We start from the raw sequence: 18,663 nt of genomic DNA on the forward strand, positions 1-18,663 counted from the left end.
CATGCGAATATTACTGATCAGACTGAATGCCATGCTGAGAGACGGCACCGAATGGCGGTGACGAATGGCAGGGTGAAGACAGTTGCTCCCACATTGGGTCTCCTGTGAACACAGAAATGTGAACACCGCAGATCAATTGTGGGAGCGGGCTTGCTCGCGAAGCTTTTGAGCTTTTCAGCGGTTCTGAGCCTGCTCCACCAACCACCCCATCAATTCGCGCAACTTCGGCGAAGGCGCCGGTTTCTCCGGGAACACCAGGTAATACGCCAACCCCGTTTTCACCTTCAATTCAAACGGCATGACCAGCCGCCCGGCACTCAGGTCATCGCCAATCAATGACCAATCGCCGATCGCCACACCGGTTCCTTGGGACGCCATCGACATCGCCAGGTCCAGGGTTTCGAAATGCTGGCCTTTGCTGACGTTGCTCAATTGAAGATCCGCCGCTTTCAGCCAGGCATTCCAGTCGCGCTCGTCCCGTGTCGGGTGCAGCAACAAGTGCTGTTGCAGATCCGCCGGCGTCTGCAACGCCATCGGCCCATCCAGCATCGGCCGAGAACACACCGGCGTCAGCTGCTCATCGAACAGCAGATAAGACGTCAACGCGCTGTCCGGCGGCGCGCCATACATCACCGCGGCGTCGAATTGCTCGCGGTGGAAATCCACACCGTGCTTGACCGTGGTGGTCAGCTCCACCGGCACATCCGGGCGTTCCCGTTGCCACTGCAAAAGCCGCGGTAACAACCAACGCATCACGCAGGTCGGCGCTTTGAGTTGCAGGGTTTCGCGCTTCTCGCCGATCTGCTCCACGGCCTCGTCGATCAAGCCGAAAATCTGCTGCACCCGTGGCAGCCATTCCCGACCTTCTGCCGTCAGGTCCAGCCCGCGAGCCTGGCGAATGAACAGCTCATAACCCAGATGTTCTTCCAGCCCGGCGATCTGTCGACTCACCGCGCCCTGGGTGATGAACAGCTGTTCGGCCGCACGGGTGAAGTTGCAGCACTGCGCGGTGATCAGAAAAGTGTGCAGCGCCGGCAGGGGAGGCAATCGTTTCATTGAGATCCAAGGTATGACGTGAGGACATGGCTAGTATGACTTTTTATCCATTGTTGCGGCTATGTGTCGCCCGTTCCAATGAGGCCATCCCTGGACCTGCCCATTCATCATAAACACTGCGCAGGCCCGGCGTCTCAAACGAACAAAAAGGGCAAAAGACATGGCGACGTGTGGCGAAGTATTGGTCAAGTTACTCGAAGATTACGGGGTTGAGCAGGTGTTCGGCATTCCCGGGGTTCATACCGTGGAGCTGTATCGCGGGCTGGCCCGTTCGAGCATCAACCACGTTACTCCGCGTCACGAACAGGGCGCCGGTTTCATGGCCGACGGTTATGCGCGCACCAGCGGTAAGCCGGGTGTGTGCTTCATCATCACTGGCCCGGGCATGACCAACATCACCACCGCCATGGGCCAGGCCTATGCCGATTCGATCCCGATGCTGGTGATCTCCAGCGTGCAGACCCGCAACCAGTTGGGCGGCGGTCGCGGCAAGCTCCATGAACTGCCGAACCAGAGTGCATTGGTCGGTGGCGTGGCAGCGTTCTCCCACACCCTGATGTCGGCGTCCGAATTGCCGGGCGTATTGGCCCGCGCTTTCGCCCTGTTCCAGGCCGGTCGCCCGCGTCCGGTGCACATCGAAATTCCGCTGGACGTGCTGGTCGAAGAAGCCGATGACCTGCTCACCAGCCTGCCGGTCAACATCGATCGTGCCGGTGCTTCGCCAAGTGCGATCAGCCGCATGACCGACCAGCTCGCCGGCGCCAGGCGCCCACTGATTCTTGCCGGTGGCGGTGCCATCGATGCCGCCGCTGAATTGACTGAACTGGCTGAACTGCTCGACGCGCCGGTGGCGCTGACCATCAACGCCAAAGGCATGCTCGCATCCAGCCATCCGTTGCTGATCGGTTCGACCCAAAGCCTGGTCGCGACCCGCGCCCTGGTGGCCGAGGCCGACGTGGTGCTGGCGATCGGCACCGAACTGGCAGAAACCGACTACGACGTCACCTTCGCCGGTGGCTTCGAGATTCCCGGCGTGCTGCTGCGCGTGGACATCGACCCTGACCAGACCGTGCGCAATTACCCGCCGAAAGTCGCCCTGGTGGCCGATTCGCGCAATGCTGCCCAGGCCTTGTTGAGCGCGCTGTCGCACAAGTCGCTGGCCGAGCGCAGCAACGATTGGGGCCAGGCCCGTGCCGCACGTCTGCGCGAAGATCTCGCCGCCACTTGGGATGCCCCGACCCTGGCCCAGACCCGCTTCCTCGAAACCGTCCTGCACGAATTGCCGGACGCCGTGTTCGTCGGCGATTCGACCCAACCGGTGTACACCGGCAACCTGACTTTCAACCCGGAACGCCCGCGCCGCTGGTTCAACTCGTCTACTGGCTACGGCACCCTCGGTTACGCCTTGCCGGCGGCGATTGGCGCCTGGCTTGGCGGCAGCGTTGAAAACGGCACGCGTCCTCCGGTGGTGTGCCTGATCGGTGACGGCGGCTTGCAATTCACCCTGCCGGAACTGGCCAGCGCCGTTGAAGCGCGCACGCCGGTGATCGTCCTGCTGTGGAATAACCAGGGCTACGAAGAGATCAAGAAATACATGGTCAACCGAGCCATCGAACCGGTCGGCGTAGACATCTACACCCCGGACTTCATCGGTGTCGCCAAGGCGTTGGGCTGCGCGGCTGAAGCGGTCGACGGCGTTGATCAGTTGCGCACTGCGCTGCGCTGCGCCACCGATCGCCAAGGCCCGACCCTGATTGAAATCGATCAGACGTCGTGGATGAAGGCGGTGTCGAAATGAATTTCTCTGCGAATTTACCGACCACTCTCGATGGTCTGTTCATTAACGGCAAATGGTCCGCCGGCAGCGAACACCTGCGGGTGATCAACCCGGCCACCGAAGCGCTGTTGACCACCGTGAATGGCGGCGATGCGCACTCGGTCGATCAAGCCGTGAAGGCTGCGACCGAAGCCTTCAAGGCCTGGTCGCAAACCACCGGTGCCGAGCGTGGCGCGATCCTGCGCAAAATCGCCGCAGGCGTGCAGGGCGGTCGCGAGCAGTTGATGCAGTTGCAGTCGAGCAACAACGGCAAACCGCTGTTCGAAGCGGCCATTGACGTCGATGACGTGATCGCTACGTTCGAGTACTACGCCGGTCTGGCCGAAGGCCTCGATGCGAAACAGGACAGCGCAGTCGAGCTGCCCACCGACGACTTCAGCGCCCGTGTGCGCCGCGAGCCGTGCGGTGTGGTCGGCCTGATCGTGCCGTGGAATTTCCCTATGGTGACCACCGCCTGGAAACTCGCACCGGCCCTGGCCGCCGGTTGCTGCGTGGTGCTCAAACCTTCCGAAGTGACGCCACTGCCGGAGCTGGAACTGGCGGCGATCATTGCCGACGCCGGGTTGCCGAAAGGCGTGTTCAACCTGGTCTGCGGCACCGGCCTGGCAGTGGGGGCGCCGCTCTCGGCAGACCCGCGCATCGCCAAGATTTCTTTCACCGGCAGCAACGCAGTCGGCGTGCAAGTGATGCAACGCGCCGCCGAAACCGTGAAGGGCGTGAGCCTCGAGCTGGGTGGCAAATCTTCGTTGCTGGTGCTCAAGGACGCCGACATCGCATTGGCGGTGGAAGTGGCCTGCGGCGGTGGCTTCTTCAACGCCGGGCAAATGTGTTCGGCCACCAGCCGTGTGCTGGTCGCCGATGAGCTGGCCGACGAGTTCCTCCTGCGCCTCAAGGCCCGCGCCGAAGCCATTCGCGTCGCCGACCCGTTCGACCCGAACGTGGAAATGGGCGCGCTGGTCAATCAGGCGCAATACCAACGCGTGCTCGGCCATATCGATCGCGGTTTGAGTGCCGGCGCCAAACTGATTTGTGGCGGCAATCGTCCTGCAGATCTGACCCGCGGATATTTTTTGCAGCCGACGATTTTCACCGAAGTGCCCCTCGACAGTGCGTTGTGGTGTGAAGAGATTTTCGGCCCGGTGATCTGCGTGCGCAGTTTTGCCTCTGAAGCCGAGGCGATTGCCCTGGCCAACGACAGCCAGTTCGGTCTGGTGGCCAGTGTGGTGACGCGCGACGCCGAGGCGGCAGATCGGGTCGCCAACGCTTTGCAGGCGGGACTTGTGTGGATCAATGCGCCGCAAGTGATCTTCCCGCAGACCGCCTGGGGTGGCTACAAACAGAGCAGCATCGGCCGCGAATTGGGGCCGTGGGGCTTGCAGGCTTTCCAGGAAATAAAACACGTGGTTCGCGCGGTCTGACGGCACGAAAAAGGTGAGCGCATGCCTCGTATCGAGGCATGCACTGGCGTCATGGCTTCAATGAATTTTTATCGATAGTCAGGTGTTTTACACGACCTCAGGATGAACTCACTGGTTCAGCCAAGCCCCCGAAAATACAAGGGATAACGCTGATCCGGCCGCGCGGATGCAACAGTTTCGACCTGCCTTATACCTACAAAAACAAAGGGAGTCCGTAATGGGCGAGCATGATCTGAACAGACGTCAATTTATCAAAACCGTGGGCGTGGCCTCGGTGGCAGCGGCGGCCATGAGCTTGCCCTTCGTCAAGGCCAACGCCAGCGACACCCGTTTCCAGGGCAAGACCCTGCGCTTGCTGACCTGGTCCGATGACACCGGGCTGGCAGCGCTGCGCAACATCGCGGCGACCTTTGAAGACAAGTACGGCTGCAAGGTCATCGCTGACCGCACCGGCAGTACCTCGGAAATGGTCGCCAAACTGAAGGCCGCCGGTGATCGTCCACAGTACGACATCATCACGTTGGCCGGTGTCGGTGCCGAAGGTCTGGCCGCCGCCAACCTGCTGGAAAAACCCGATCTCAACCGCATTCCCAACCTGGTCGACGTGCCGGAGAAATACCGCACTGGCGCCAATGGTCACGGGATCGGTTACCTGCTGTGGTGCAACAGCCTCGTCTACAGCACCCGCACTATCAAGGAAGCGCCGGACAGTTACGCCGCCCTGTGGGACGCGGAGCTGTCGCCGAACATCTTCCTGCCGCCGCCGAACTGGACCGAGGCCATGGACCTGATCATCATCGCCGCCAAACTGGCCGGTGGTGACGAGCACAACATCGAGCCAGGCTTCAAGAAACTCGCCGAGCTGAAAGATCGTGTGGTGACCCTGGGTGAAAACCCGAACCAGATCGCCGAGCTGTTCCGCACCGGCTCCCTGGACATGGGCGGCCTGTATGCCCCGGCGTTCTTCCCGAAACAGATCCGCGATCCGGCCTACGGCCTGGGTGCCACATTCGGCATGAAGGAAGGTTTCTACACCGACCTGATGTTGTCGGTGATGCCGAAGAATCGTCCGGGCGATACCGACATGACCTACGCCTTCATCAACCACTCTCTGGACCCGCTGGTGCAGGGCAAGATGGCTGAAGACATTTACAACGGCCCGGTCAACGCCAAGGCGATCATCTCCGCCGAAGCGCGCAAGAGCCCGTACATCCTCACGCCTGAGCAGATTGCCGAGAAAGCGATCATGCACGACAACGCCTTCCTGGCCTCTGTGCATGACCAATGGATTCGTCGTTACACGGAAATCTTTTCTTCCTGATCCGTAGGAGCTGCCGAAGGCTGCGATCTTTTGATCCTGTTCTTCGGCGGTATTGAAAAGATCAAAAGATCGCAGCCTTCGGCAGCTCCTACAGGTGCCAGGCGCGAGATATTCCTGATCTTCCATTGACGAGACCCTTGCTATGGAACACCAACCTCTGACTCATCCGGTCGTTACCGCTCCGGCGCGCGCCCACCGGGGTGTTTCGCCGACGACTCGCGCCTGGTTTTTCCTTTCGCCGTCGATGCTGTTTCTGGGCGTGCTGATTGCCGCCAGTCTGCTGGTGCTGCGCATGAGCGTGGGCACCAAAGGTGCGGAATGGACCGGGTTCAGCCTGGCCAGCTATGCACAGTTGCTGGAACCGTATTACCTCAAATCCTTGCTGCTGACCTTGCGCCTGGCGCTGATCAGCGCAGTGATCGCCGTGGTGCTGGCGATCCCGGTGGCCTACACCATGTCGCGCCTGACCTCACCGTTCGTGCGCCGGATCTTCCTCGCCGCCGTGCTGTTGCCATTGCTGGTCAACCTGCTGCTGCAAAGCTACGGCTGGCTGGTGATTCTCGGCCCGGGCGGGATGCTCAACCAAGCGCTGATGGGCCTGGGTCTGATCAAGCGCCCGATCATGCTGCTGTACAACCAGAACGGCGTGCTGATGGGCCTGGTGCAAACCGCGTTCCCGCTGGCCGTGTTGCCGATTGCCAGCGCCATGCGCGGCGTCGCCCGTACCTACGAAGAGGCCGCCGCCACGCTGGGCGCCAGTCGTTTGCAGGTGTTCCGTCAGGTGGTGTTGCCGATGAGTTTTCCGGGGATCATTACCGGTGCGACGTTGGTATTCGCCTACAACGCCAGCAGTTTCGTGGTGCCTTTGCTGCTCGGTGGCCGGCGCGTGCCGATGCTGGCTGTGATGGTCCATGACCAGATTGCCCCGCTGATGAACTGGCCCGCCGCGTCCGCCGCCGGTGTGGTGCTGATCGTCACCACGCTCGCGATCATGACCTTGTCCGAATACATCACCGGCCGTCGTCGCCGCATGCTGGAGGCTTCGCAATGAGCGCTGTGATCAAGAAGCGTCATTCACTGTTGCCGGGCGAAACCGGCAAGTTCGCCGGCATTCTCTCGGGTTTCATTCTGCTGCTGGCGGTGCTGCCGATCCTGACCATGATCGTCATGTCGTTCAGCGGCGCGTCGAACCTCGACTTCCCGCCGAGCAGCTACAGCCTGCAATGGTACAAGGCCGCCTGGCACACCTTTGTCTCGCCGGACTCCAGCGATGTGCTGAGCCTCGGCAAAGCCATGACCACCAGCCTGATGGTGGCGTGCCTGACCATGGTCTTCGCCACGATCATCGCGGTGCCGGCGGCCTACGCGCTGACCCGTTGCGAGTTCCGTGGCAAAGCCGTGGCGTTGCAATTGATGTCGCTGCCTCTGGTGTTTCCGATGGTGGTGTTGGGCCTGGCTTTGTTGCTGGTGTTCGACAGCCTGCCGTTCCAGATGACCACCTCGCGGCTGGTGATTGCCCACGTGATTCTGGCGCTGCCCTTTGTGGTGAAAAACTGCACGGCGGCGATGCTTTCCATCGGCAGCGAAGTCGAAGAGGCCGCGCAAATGCTCGGCGCCTCACCGCTGCGGGCGATTGTCGATGTGGTGGTGCCCTTGATGAAATCGGGGATTCTGGCGGGGATGCTGCTGGCGTTCATCGTCTCGTTCAACGAATTCACCGTGACCTATTTTCTCTACACCATCGACGTGATGACCGTGCCGATCTGGATGTACAGCCGCACCGTGTCTTCGCTCGACCCCACTGTATTTTCGTTTGCCGTGCTGATCGTGCTGATCGACTTCGTCCTGATCTGGGCGCTGGAGAAGCTGGTCGGTGAAGGTGGCGTTTCGTTCTGATTCTTGAGGTGATTCATATGTCTGGTCTGATTCTGGAAAACGTCGAGAAACACTACGGCTCGGCCTGCGCGGTAAAGGATGTGAACCTGCATTTGCCGGAAGGCAAACTGGTGTGTTTTCTCGGCCCGTCGGGTTGCGGCAAAACCACGTTGCTGCGGATGATCGCCGGGCTCGAAACCCTGACCGGCGGCGAGATTCGCCTGGACGGTGAAGACATCGGCCACACGCCGGCGCATCAGCGCAATTTCGGCATGGTGTTTCAATCCCTGGCGCTGTTCCCGCACATGACCGTGGGGGAGAACATCGCTTATCCGCTGAAACTGCGTGGGGTCAGCAAGGCTGATCAGCAGAAGCGGGTGGTGGAGCTGCTGGAACTGATTCAGTTAAAGGAAATGATTGATCGCCCGGTGGCGAAACTGTCGGGCGGCCAACGTCAGCGCGTGGCGATTGCCCGGGCGATTGCCAACCACCCGAAAATCCTTCTGCTGGATGAACCGCTGTCGGCGCTGGACGCCAAGCTGCGTGAGTCGATGCAGGTGGAAATCCGTCAACTGCAACAGCGCCTGAACATCACCACCATCATGGTGACCCACGACCAGCGCGAGGCCATGACCATGGCCGATATCGTCGTGGTGCTGGGGGAGCATCGCGTGCAGCAGGTCGGCACGCCGATCGAGATTTATCGTCATCCGGCGAACGAATTCGTCGCGGACTTTATCGGCTCGGGCAACATTTTCCCGGCCACGGCGCTGGGCAACGGCAAGGTGGGCCTGCCCGGTGGCGATTCGCTGGAAGTGCCGATCTGCAGCAGCATCGTGGTCGGCGAAAAAGTGAAAATGCTGATCCGCCCTGAAGACCTGCAACTGTCGCACCCGCAGGCGACGGCGGGGAATCGGTTGCTGGGCAAGGTGACGTTCGTGCGCGATATCGGTGCGACGATCGAGACGACCGTGGAGTGTTCGGGCGTTTCGTTTACGGCGCTGAGCACGCCGTGTCAGGGATTTGGGTTGAGCATTGGCAATCCGGTGTCGGTGACGTTGCCGGCGGAGGCTTGCCGAGTGCTCGGTGCCTGATCCGGATTTGATGTTGGCCTTACTGGCCTCTTCGCGAGCAAGTCGAAGAGGCCAGTCGCAACACCGCAAAAATCAGATCAAACGGTCAACCGCAACCGCGCCAAATCCCGCAACGGCGGCGCTCCGAACAACCGGCTGTACTCCCGGCTGAACTGCGACGGGCTTTCATACCCCACCCGATAACCTGCCGCCGACGCTTCCAGTCCTTCCGCCAGCATCAACCGACGCGCTTCCTGCAACCGCAACTGTTTCTGATACTGCAACGGACTCATCGCCGTCATGGCCTTGAACCGGTGATGCAGCGTCGAGACGCTCAAATTCACTTCCTTCGCCAATTCATCAATGCGCAGCGGTTGCTCGTAATTGCCGTTGAGCCATTTGATGGCCTGGCTGATGCGGTGGCTCTGGCTGTTGGCGATGGCAATTTCGTACAACCGATAGCCCTGCTGGCTGCGCAACAACCGATAGAGAATCTCCCGACGAATCAACGGCGCGAGCATGGCGATGTCTTTCGGTGTGTCCAGTAATCGCGCCAGGCGCAGCACCGCGTCGAGCATCGCCGTGTCGATCCGTTCGACATACAAACCGCGACCGGTGGGGCGGGTCGGCACCCCAAGCGGACCGGCGTCGGCAATCAGCGCGGTGATTTCCGCCGGGTCGATGTCCAGCCGGACCGAGAGGATCGGTTCTTCAGACGTGACATTCACAATTCGCCCGCTCAGGGGCATGGAGACCGACACCACCAGGTAGTTCAGCGGATCGTAATTGAAGAATTCGTCGGCCAGCCTGACCTCTTTGCGCCCCTGCGCCATGATGCACAACGCCGGTTGTGCCAGTACCGGGGCGAAGTCATGGGACTTGCTGTGTTTACCCAGAAACAGAGAGCCGACGGCGGTCGCATAATTGCCATCTTCCGTGGTGTTGCGACGGATGATGGCCGCCAGTTCCGCGCGCTGCTTCTCCATGTCGGCGTCCAGCGGGGCTTGAAAGTGATCGAGCGACGACATGCAGGGCATCCTCGGCGGAGCAGTGGGAATGAGCTGAGCTTAAATTTGTGCAAGGTGCAGCGGTAGACACATCCTGCGAAAAGCTTGCCTGATTCTGCACGGGGTTGCGCCGGCGGGTGGCTCTGGCTGTTTAACGCAGGGAAAACTTGCTCGAACCTCGTGTTTCAGCCCCGTAACAGGTTTTACACATTGTTACAGGTGCTGAAGGCAGCTTCGCAGGATTGTGCAATAAGCCGGCAGGAATCGACTAACGGGGCAGCGTGCCGACGCTTAACCTTGGATCCTGTCGCAGCCCGTCCCACGGCTGCCACTCGAGTACCTGGGAGGGTTGAACATGTCTACGCAGATCCCCGTCAGTCATATGGCCTTTGTCCGCGCCCGCGCCGGGCGTTCGGCGGAACTCGGTGCGCGCCTCAGCGCCTTGATCGAACCGTCGCGCACTGCGCCAGGCTGCCTGAGTTTTTCCCTGCAGCATTCGCAATGCGATCCGGAGTTGTGGCTGGTGTCGGGTTTCTGGACCCATCAGCAAGCCATGACGGCCTATTTCAGCACGCCGGCGATGGAGATTTTCGCCGAGCTGGTGCAGGAGCTGGTGGTCAACAGCCTCGATTTTCATACCTTCAAAGAGGTGTCGGCCGTCCAGGCGCTGGGCCAGACCCAGTCCTGGGTACACAAAATGGCGGGTTGAGGGTTTAATGGCTCGACTTTCCATCAGCCAGGATCCGCGACATGGCACGCAAAGCCTTTGAACATTTCGAAGCTGTTTCCGCTGTAGTACCGGGCGAGGGCGGCTACCACGCCGCGATTGCCGTCAAAACCCTGGGTGGTTCAGGGGCACCGCGCTTTCACAAAGTGCTTGCAGGGCAAATCTTCAAGACAGCCAATGAAGCCGATCTGGCTGCCGCCAAAGAGCTGACCCGCCTTAAAGACGTCAAAGAAGACACCGACCTGCTCTGGTAATTACTTGACCGCTCCCGGGCGGAACATCTTGAACAAGGCCTCAGGCCCCAGCTGAAAATAATCCGCGGGCCCGCCACCGCGCAGAATCGGTTCTGCCGCGGCGGTGTCGTACACGCCGTCCTTCAGCAGCCATTTGGCAATGTGCACGGCCACCACTTCGCCAAGAATCAGCCAGCTCGGCACCACATTGCCGTCGGCGCGCTGCAACTGGATGATCTGCGTGACCTTGCACTCGAAGGACACTGGGCTTTCGGCCACCCGTGGCACCTGAATGACCTTCGACGCCACAGGCGTCAGCCCGGACAACTCGAACTCATTGACCTGCGGCCCGACCATCGCGCAGCTCTGGTTCATCTGCTCGGCCAGTGGCCGGGTCGCCAGGTTCCAGGCGAACTCGCCTGTCTGTTCGATATTGTTCAGGCTGTCTTTACGCCCGACGCTGGAAAACCCGATGATCGGTGGAATGTAGTTGAAGGCGTTGAAGAAACTGTACGGCGCCAGGTTCAGGCGTCCGTTGGCATCCTGCGAAGAAATCCAGCCGATGGGGCGCGGGCCGACGATGGCGTTGAACGGGTCATGGGGCAGGCCGTGGCCGTTGGCGGGTTCGTAGAAGTGGATGTCGTCGGGCATGAAGGGATTCCTGTTGGTGTGGCGTTCATAGTGCAAGGATGAACTCATAATTTCCAGCGCACGCAATCCCCTGTAGGAGCCGGCTTGCTGCGGGCGGCTCCTACAGGGGGTTGTGTTTCTTCAATGAAAAAGGGGCAGACCTGCGAAGGTCTGCCCCTGTTTTTATTGCGCGAACCGAATCAGTCCGTCTCGATCCGCGAATGCTTGCGGGTGTCTTTCATGGTGATGTACACCAGCAACGACACGGCAATGCACGCGGTGACATACCAGTAGTAACCGGTTTCCATGCCGATGCTCTTGAACCACAGCGCGATGTATTCAGCGGTGCCGCCGAAGATCGACACGGTCAGCGCATACGGCAGGCCAACGCCCAGCGCACGGATTTCGGTCGGGAACAGCTCGGCTTTCACCACCGCGTTGATCGAGGTGTAACCGCTGACGATGATCAGCGCCGCCATGATCAGGAAGAACGCACCCCACCAAGACTGGATGGTGTGCAAGGTGGTGAGGATCGGCACGGTGAACAGCGTGCCGAGGATGCCGAAGGCAATCAGGATCGGCCGACGACCGACCTTGTCCGACAGCCCGCCGATGATCGGTTGCAGGCACATGAACAGGAACAGCGTGGCAGCGGAAATAGTGGTGGAGTCGGAGATGCTCATGCCGACGGTGTTCACCAGGTATTTCTGCATGTACGTGGTGTAGGTGTAGAACGCCAGGGTGCCGCCCATGGTCAGGCCAACCACGGTCATCAGTTCCTTGGGATGGCGCATCAAGGTGCGCATCGCGCTTTCCTTGGCCTTCTCTTTCTTGGTGAACGACTCGGTTTCTTCCATGCCACGACGCAGGTAGAGCGCGACTACGGCACACAGCGCGCCGATGGCGAACGGGATGCGCCAGCCCCAGGCGTACAGCTCTTCGGTGGTCAGCACTTGTTGCAACACGATCAGCACGGCCAAGGCTATGAGCTGGCCGGAAATCAGGGTCACGTACTGGAAGCTGGAATAGAAACCGCGACGTTCCTTGGTCGCCATCTCGCTGAGGTAAGTCGCCGAGGTGCCGTACTCGCCGCCGACCGACAGGCCCTGCAGCAGGCGGGCGAACACCAGCAGGATCGGCGCGCCGATGCCGATGGTTTCATAACCCGGGCTCAAGGCGATCAGCAGCGAGCCGAAGCACATCAGGTACACCGAGGCCATCAACGCGCGTTTGCGACCGGCCTTGTCGGCGTAGAGGCCCATCAGCCAGCCACCGATCGGGCGCATCAGGAAGCCCACGGCGAAGATCGCAGCGGTGTTCAGCAGTTGTGCGGTGGTGTCGCCTTTGGGGAAAAACGCTTTGGCGAAGTACAGGGAGAAGGCGGCGTAGACGTACCAGTCGTACCACTCGACCATGTTGCCGACCGAGCCGCTGAAAATCGATTTGATGCGACTGGCGGTGGTTCTTTCTTTAGCCGGCACGGCAGCCGACCCAAGGGGCAGGGCGTTGGAGTTATCCATTGAAGGATCCTTCGTTTAATTGTTTTTGTGGAGCGCGTTGAAACGCAGCCTGCGTGGGCTATAGCAGGAGCTGTGCCAAGGGGAGGAGGGCCGGTTTAGAGGGGTTTAGAGGTTTGAGTGAGCGGAAATCCGCTGATTGAAGCGCGATCGTGAGCGGAAAGTCGCTGATCGGACCTGTGGATTTGTCTTGTTGGTACGGGCCTCTTCGCGGGCAAGCCCGCTCCCACCGTGGTCAGTGTCGTACACAAATTTACGTACGACGCCGAACCCTGTGGGAGCGGGCTTGCCCGCGAAGGGGCCCGTCCAGACACTACAAAAACATTTCCCGCGTCAGCCCATGCCGCTGCATCTTTTCATTAAAGGTCCGACGCGGCAGTTGCAGCTCTTCAAGCACCGCCTTCACATCGCCCTTGTGCCGGGTCAGCGCAGCGCGCAGGCAATGCGCTTCAAACGCTTCCTGCTGCGCCGCCAGCGATTGCCCCGGGTCGACGCCTGCGAGTGCGGGCTCACCCAGCCCCAACACCTGCCGCTCGGCCACGTTCGCCAGTTCGCGCACATTGCCCGGCCAGTCATGGCTCAGCAAATGGCTCAACTGCGGGCCGCTCAGCGGCGGGAATGTGCGCCCCAATCGTTCGGCGGCGCTTTGCGCAAACGACTCGAACAACAGCGGAATGTCTTCGCGGCGCTCACGCAACGGCGGCAAGCGCAACTCGGCGACGTTCAGCCGATAGGCCAGATCCTCGCGAAACCGCCCGGCCCGCGCCTCATCCAGCAGATCGGGTTTGGTCGCAGCGATGATCCGCAAGTCCACACGAATGCTCTGGTTGGAACCCAGCCGCTCCAGCTTCTGCTCCTGCAACACCCTCAGCAATTTCACCTGCTGGGCCAGCGGCATGCTTTCGATTTCATCGAGAAACAGCGTGCCGCCATCGGCGTATTCGAGCTTGCCGATGCGTTTGCCCTGAGCGCCGGTGAACGCGCCGCTCTCGTGACCGAACAGCTCGGCCTCGAACAATTGCTCAGGAATCGCCGCACAGTTGAGCGCGACAAACGGCTTGCCGGCACGCGGCCCGAAGTCGTGCAGGCAACGGGCAACCAGCTCCTTGCCGCTGCCTGTTTCACCACGGATCAACACGTTGACCGGTAACGCCGCCAGGTCCAGCACTTGCCGACGCAGCGTCTGCAAACCACGGGACACACCCAGCAACGTGGCATCGAGTTTGGCGCGGTTGTCGGCCTGTTCGTGCAAGGCGCGGTTTTCCAGCACCAACCGGCGCTTGTCCAGCGCACGGCGCAGGCTGCCCAGCAGGGTTTCCGGGCTAAAGGGTTTTTCGAGGAAATCGTAAGCACCATCGCGCATGGCATCGACGGCCATCGGCACGTCGCCATGGCCGGTCAGCAGAATCACCGGCAAGTCGGCATCGCGGCGCTGCACTTCGGCCAGCAGTTCCAGCCCGGTCATGCCGGGCATGCGCACGTCGCTGAGGATCACGCCGGGGTAATGCGCTGGCAGTTGCGCCAGGCATTCATCGGCGCGGCTGAACAGTTGCACCTCGAAACCCGACAGGCTCAGCCATTGTTCGACGGCGCTGCGGATGCTGCTTTCGTCGTCGACCACCATCACTGAATTCAGCATGCGTCAGGCGCCTCCGGGTCGATGGGCAGGGTGAGTGTGAACACCGCGCCGTTATCGTGATTATTGGCGCTCAGGCGTCCGCCCGATTCGTGAACAATGGCAAAGGATACGGCCAGACCGATGCCCAGGCCATCGCCCACCGGTTTGGTGGTGAAAAACGGGTCGAACACCTTCGACAGGTTTTCTTCGGCGATACCACTCCCGTTGTCGATGACGCTCAGGCGCCACAGTTGTTCGTCGGCTTCGAGGCGGATTTCCAGGCGTTTGCAGGGTTTGTCCTGCATCGCGTCCAGCGCATTGCGCAGCAGATTGATCAGCACCTGTTCCAGACGAATCGCATCGCCGCGCACCCACGCCGGGCGCGTCAGGTGCAGCACCGTGCTGACCTGTTCATCGCGCAGGCGAGTGTCGAGCAGCTCAAGCGATTGGTCCACCACCGCCGCCAGGTCCAGGCGTTCACGCAAGCCGCTGGGGCTTTTGCGGGCGAAGGTTTTCAGGTGGCCGGTGAGGGCGGCCATGCGCGTCAGCATGTCGTCCACCGGTTTCAGTGCCTTGTAGGCGTCATCGACCCGGCCGTGATCGAGCAGCAGGCGCAGGGTCGCGAGCTGCATGCGCTGGGCGGTCAACGGTTGATTGATTTCATGAGCCAGGGCCGCCGACATCTGGCCGAGGGCCGCGAGTTTGGCCGATTGCACCAGACCGTCCTGCGCCGTGCGTAAATCGCGAGTGCGTTCTTCCACCAGTTGTTCGAGTTCCTCTCGACTGCGCTGGCGCATTTTCGCCAGACGCCAGCGCTGGTTGAGGAACAGCAGCAGGAACACCAGCGTCAGCCACAGCCCGGCGGCGGCGAGTGCGGCGTTGCGGCTGTCTTCGAACGCCACCTGCGGGCGGCGCAGCAGGTGCAGCGTCCAGCCTTCGGTGGTCAGCGGCAGGGATTCCCACAGGTAATCCGTTTTGCCGTCCGGGCCATCGACCCGCGCCAGCTCACTGTTGTCGTCGAAGCGGCGCAGCGATTGATAATCCAGCAGCGTCAGGGGTTGCTTGTCGTATTGGCGGGTGGCCTTGAGCTCGGCGTGATCGCTGTCGCTCAGCGGTTTCAATTGGCGATAGCGCCAGCCCGGCTGATTGGCGATAAAGATGATTCCGCGTGCATCGCTGACCAGCAGCGTATCGCTGCCCTGACGCCATTCGCGTTCCAGTTCCGGAAACTCGAGCTTCACCACCATCGCCCCGAGAAACCGGCCATCGTCATCGGTCACGGCGCTGGACAGGAAGTAACCGGGAATCCCGCTGGTCACGCCCACTGCATAAAAGCGCCCGGTGCCCTGGGTGCGGGTCTGGCTGAAGTAGGGACGGAAACCGTAGTTGTGGCCGACGTAGCTGCTGGGCAAACGCCAGTTGCTCGCCGCCACGGCGAGGCCGGTGTGATCGAGCAGTTCCAGGGTCGAGGACTCGGCAGCGCCGTTGATTTTTTCCAGTTTGCGATTCAACGCATCCTGTTGCTCGGGGCTCACCGAACCTTTGAGCGCTGAACGCAACTCCGGGTCCAGCGCCAACACGGCGGGCAGGGCACGGTAGCGTTCGATCAGGGTGTGCAGGGAGGTGGCATACAAACCCAGTTGCTGATTGGCGCGGGCAGCGTCTTCCACCAGGGCCTGACGCTCGGCGTGACGCATGGCCAGGGTGGCTGCGAGGGCCGCGCCGGCGAGGATGATGAAGGTGTAGAGCGTCAGGCGCAGGGTTCGGGAAATCGGAATCATGGAGCGCGAGTCGGACTGGTGATAGGACGCGCAAGATAGCATGTGGGCTGTCTTGAACGAGCAGTCATCGCAAGTTGAGCTGCTGCATTTGATCAATGATGAGTTAGCGGTTCAAAGTGTTTCGAAAATGTGCCATTTCATTGCTAAGCAGTCCAAGCGAACGAATGGGTACCGCATGATTCATCAATTCATCGTAGTTTAAATGCGCCTCATGCATACCGTTGGCCAATCCGGTTTGATTGGATGGACTGACGTCTGTGGTTTGACCAAGGTGTTCGAGCATTCCCTGATTATTCAAAACCAGGTTTTCAAGTAAGGAAACTCCGCTCACACCGTTAGCATCAAGTTCATAAAAATAGTAATCACCGCCTCCTTGTATTGCATAGAACATCACACCTTCAAGAGCCTCTGACACAATCAACGCCTCCTGGTCATGTTCGCGACTGAGTTTTTCGAGCATGTTTGGAATTGCAGTGAAGTCATGCGAGGGGTTGAACCCATTCAGTTCTATTTCATTGGGTGGGCGCCGGCTCACCCGATAGACCTTTCCGCCAAAATCATCTCTGACCAGCAAGTTTCTATTGTTTAAACGGTAAGGCTGCTGATCGGGGTCGGTGCCGTTGTTCAGTATGTCAAGAACGGTATGTTGCTCCGCCGTCTCCGGAGCCGTGCTTTCCGGGGAGCCTGGAGACTCTGGAGCGGCTTCCTCTGGCGAGTTACTACCCAGTGACGCGGTGGGTGAATCCTGGTAGTCCATTGACTCATCATCGTCTTGTTCTGAAGCAGACTGTACGATCGGCGGCAGGCCAAACGCAGCCCTCAGATCCGGTTCGACGATTACAAACTCATCCAGAAATTCATCATCGTACGGCTGCCACATACGCCCATCAGGATCGATCCTGCAGATCGGGTTGTTTCCACAAAACCGATAAAAATTCAGGCCGTCAATCGAGCCGGCCGGATCCGGACTCACCCACCGCCCCAGCCACGGCGCGTAATACCGAAACCCATAGTAATAAAGCCCACAAGCATCCCGCTCTTTACCCGAATACCGAACGGTCTTGTAATCGGCATCAACACGCGAACGGGCCGCCCACCAGGCTGTACCGCCAAATGGGTAATAGCCTTCATGACTGATCACACCCGCGTCTTTATCCAGTTCCAGACTGCAAGACCCCACATGATCGTCGACGCTGTATCGCAGTTGATCAGCGTCGATATCAACGGGTTTGCCCTTGACCCAATGCAGGCACCGCACGCTGCCACGAGCCAGTGCAACGCAGATGACCTGCAACTCTTCATCGTCATCGGTTGTACGCACTTCCAGCCCCGGAAGGTAATGAACGACACGTCGATGAGCTACGGCACGGGCCTGCTGGGTACTGAATTTAACCACCCGTTCACCGCCAGCATCGTAGCGATACCACTCAGCATCATCGACGGCTGTCGGGCGGCGAACCGTGGTCACGCTTTGTAGCTGATTCAGCGCATCCCAAGTCATCGTTCGAGCACCGGGAGCCAGCCGTTGCAGATTGCCGTTTGCATCGAAATCGCGCCGATAATCCGGCTCGTCATCACCCTCGTTCCAGGGCAAGGCGCGGTTGCTCTGCGGATCGACGCGCAGCTGTTGCCTGAACGGGTTTTTATCGCTGACATGGCGCAACCGGGTGCGGTTGCCGACCGCGTCGTACTCGTAATGCTCGGTGTAGTTGAGTAGCCGGTCAGGGTCGATGGGACCGGGAATGATGAGTTCCGGCAAACCGGGATTCTGACCGGCATTGGCGGTCTCACGACCTGTGGCGCAGATGAGTTGGTAAAGGCTGTCGTAGGAAAAAGTGTTTGCTGCCTCTACACGCTGGTTGGCGAAAAACGTGACGGGTTGGGTGTGGTCCAGTAGTCGCAGGATGTTGCCGACCGGGTCGTACTCATAGCGCAGATCCTGCAGGCGAACACTTTTCAGGGTGGTAGCGGTCAAACGTTTCAACCGGCCGCTCGCCGCCTCGTAGGTCGCGCTGCTGGTGACGTCGTTGCCGGTCACCTGCGTCAGCAACTGGCCTTCGGCGTTGTAGCTCGCCGCTTTCAACAGCTGTTTCAGGCCTTGAGAGGCGAGGATCAGGTCAATGCGTTGCAGTTGCCCGGCGCGATCAAGGTAGAAGTGTTGTCGATGACCACCGGCATCGGTTTGCTCAAGTACTTGCCCCAACGGTCCGAAACGGCTCGCGGTGATGTAGTCCGCGCCGGGTTGCAGCAGCGCGTCGCGTTCGGCTTCGACCACGGGCCAGTGGGGAAGGACTTCAGCCTGATCCGGTAAAAATCGCCGGCGTTGGCGGATGACGCCGCCGCCGAGCGCCTGCTGGTCGAGCCAGACAACACCGGCTCGATCATCGTGGCGGATCAGCTGCCCACACTGATTGCGCTCGGCGAATTCGTCCGTGTTGTCGGCGTAGGTCAGGCGTTCAACGGTACGTACGGTCGAGCCCTGCATGTGTTCATGAACTGCGGTCAGCCGTTGCTGGACGTCGTACTCATTCTGCCAATGGCTGCCTCGGCCATCCCAGTGCTCGCGCATT

General features: G+C 60.4%; 15 protein-coding genes. 8 read left to right on the plus strand and 7 right to left on the minus strand.

All coding sequences use genetic code 11. The annotated features are described in order from the left end of the window. Positions 1-174: 174 nt before the first annotated feature. Positions 175-1,056, minus strand: coding sequence for a LysR substrate-binding domain-containing protein (locus tag FBY04_RS14915; protein ID WP_084318863.1), 882 nt, complete (start codon positions 1,054-1,056; stop codon positions 175-177). Between the two features lie 160 nt (positions 1,057-1,216). Here FBY04_RS14915 and FBY04_RS14920 point away from each other — a divergent pair, with 160 nt between their 5' ends. The 6 genes from FBY04_RS14920 (at position 1,217) to FBY04_RS14945 (ending at position 8,601) form a co-directional block, all read left to right on the plus strand. Beyond that, complete coding sequence (locus FBY04_RS14920; RefSeq protein ID WP_145315682.1) at positions 1,217-2,854, plus strand: 5-guanidino-2-oxopentanoate decarboxylase; 1,638 nt, start codon at positions 1,217-1,219, stop codon at positions 2,852-2,854. Next, positions 2,851-4,311 (plus strand): aldehyde dehydrogenase family protein, encoded by a 1,461-nt coding sequence (locus FBY04_RS14925; protein ID WP_084318867.1) that lies wholly within the window; start codon positions 2,851-2,853, stop codon positions 4,309-4,311. The genes FBY04_RS14920 and FBY04_RS14925 overlap by 4 nt, the downstream gene beginning before the upstream one ends. Positions 4,312-4,528: 217 nt before the next feature. Beyond that, positions 4,529-5,632, plus strand: coding sequence for an extracellular solute-binding protein (locus tag FBY04_RS14930; RefSeq protein WP_084318869.1), 1,104 nt, complete (start codon positions 4,529-4,531; stop codon positions 5,630-5,632). 142 nt (positions 5,633-5,774) lie between these two features. Next, entirely contained in the window at positions 5,775-6,683 is a 909-nt protein-coding gene (locus FBY04_RS14935) for an ABC transporter permease (RefSeq protein WP_084318871.1), read from the plus strand. Then, complete coding sequence (locus tag FBY04_RS14940; protein ID WP_145315683.1) at positions 6,680-7,528, plus strand: ABC transporter permease; 849 nt, start codon at positions 6,680-6,682, stop codon at positions 7,526-7,528. Before FBY04_RS14935 ends, FBY04_RS14940 begins: the two co-directional genes overlap by 4 nt. 17 nt (positions 7,529-7,545) lie before the next feature. Beyond that, positions 7,546-8,601 carry an ABC transporter ATP-binding protein gene (locus tag FBY04_RS14945; protein WP_084318874.1) on the plus strand — a complete coding sequence of 352 codons (1,056 nt, stop codon included), beginning with the start codon at positions 7,546-7,548 and terminating at the stop codon, positions 8,599-8,601. Positions 8,602-8,678: 77 nt separating this feature from the next. Here FBY04_RS14945 and FBY04_RS14950 read toward each other — a convergent pair whose 3' ends face one another. Next, positions 8,679-9,608, minus strand: coding sequence for an AraC family transcriptional regulator (locus FBY04_RS14950; RefSeq protein ID WP_145315684.1), 930 nt, complete (start codon positions 9,606-9,608; stop codon positions 8,679-8,681). A 334-nt stretch (positions 9,609-9,942) separates the two neighbouring features. Between FBY04_RS14950 and FBY04_RS14955 the strand changes: the two genes are divergently transcribed. Further along, positions 9,943-10,296, plus strand: a complete 354-nt coding sequence (locus FBY04_RS14955; protein ID WP_084318878.1) for a putative quinol monooxygenase — start codon at positions 9,943-9,945, stop codon at positions 10,294-10,296. A 41-nt stretch (positions 10,297-10,337) separates the two neighbouring features. Next, positions 10,338-10,568, plus strand: a complete 231-nt coding sequence (locus FBY04_RS14960; protein ID WP_145315685.1) for a hypothetical protein — start codon at positions 10,338-10,340, stop codon at positions 10,566-10,568. Here the strand turns inward: FBY04_RS14960 and FBY04_RS14965 are convergent, their stop codons facing one another. The 5 genes from FBY04_RS14965 to FBY04_RS14985 all read right to left on the minus strand — a co-directional run bounded on the left by FBY04_RS14965 (position 10,569) and on the right by FBY04_RS14985 (position 18,662). Beyond that, complete coding sequence (locus FBY04_RS14965; protein ID WP_084318881.1) at positions 10,569-11,198, minus strand: flavin reductase family protein; 630 nt, start codon at positions 11,196-11,198, stop codon at positions 10,569-10,571. Between the two features lie 179 nt (positions 11,199-11,377). Continuing rightward, positions 11,378-12,697, minus strand: a complete 1,320-nt coding sequence (locus tag FBY04_RS14970) for an MFS transporter (protein ID WP_084318883.1) — start codon at positions 12,695-12,697, stop codon at positions 11,378-11,380. A gap of 310 nt (positions 12,698-13,007) precedes the next feature. Further along, positions 13,008-14,333 (minus strand): sigma-54 dependent transcriptional regulator, encoded by a 1,326-nt coding sequence (locus FBY04_RS14975; RefSeq protein WP_145315686.1) that lies wholly within the window; start codon positions 14,331-14,333, stop codon positions 13,008-13,010. After that, entirely contained in the window at positions 14,327-16,093 is a 1,767-nt protein-coding gene (locus tag FBY04_RS14980; RefSeq protein ID WP_145315757.1) for an ATP-binding protein, read from the minus strand. The genes FBY04_RS14975 and FBY04_RS14980 overlap by 7 nt, the downstream gene beginning before the upstream one ends. Positions 16,094-16,196: 103 nt before the next feature. Beyond that, positions 16,197-18,662: an RHS repeat domain-containing protein gene (locus FBY04_RS14985; RefSeq protein WP_256666906.1), complete on the minus strand. Its 2,466-nt coding sequence runs from the start codon at positions 18,660-18,662 to the stop codon at positions 16,197-16,199. Position 18,663 lies beyond the last annotated feature (1 nt).

Origin of the sequence: Pseudomonas sp. SJZ080, from assembly GCF_007828295.1 — a bacterium.
GTDB lineage: Bacteria > Pseudomonadota > Gammaproteobacteria > Pseudomonadales > Pseudomonadaceae > Aquipseudomonas > Aquipseudomonas migulae_A.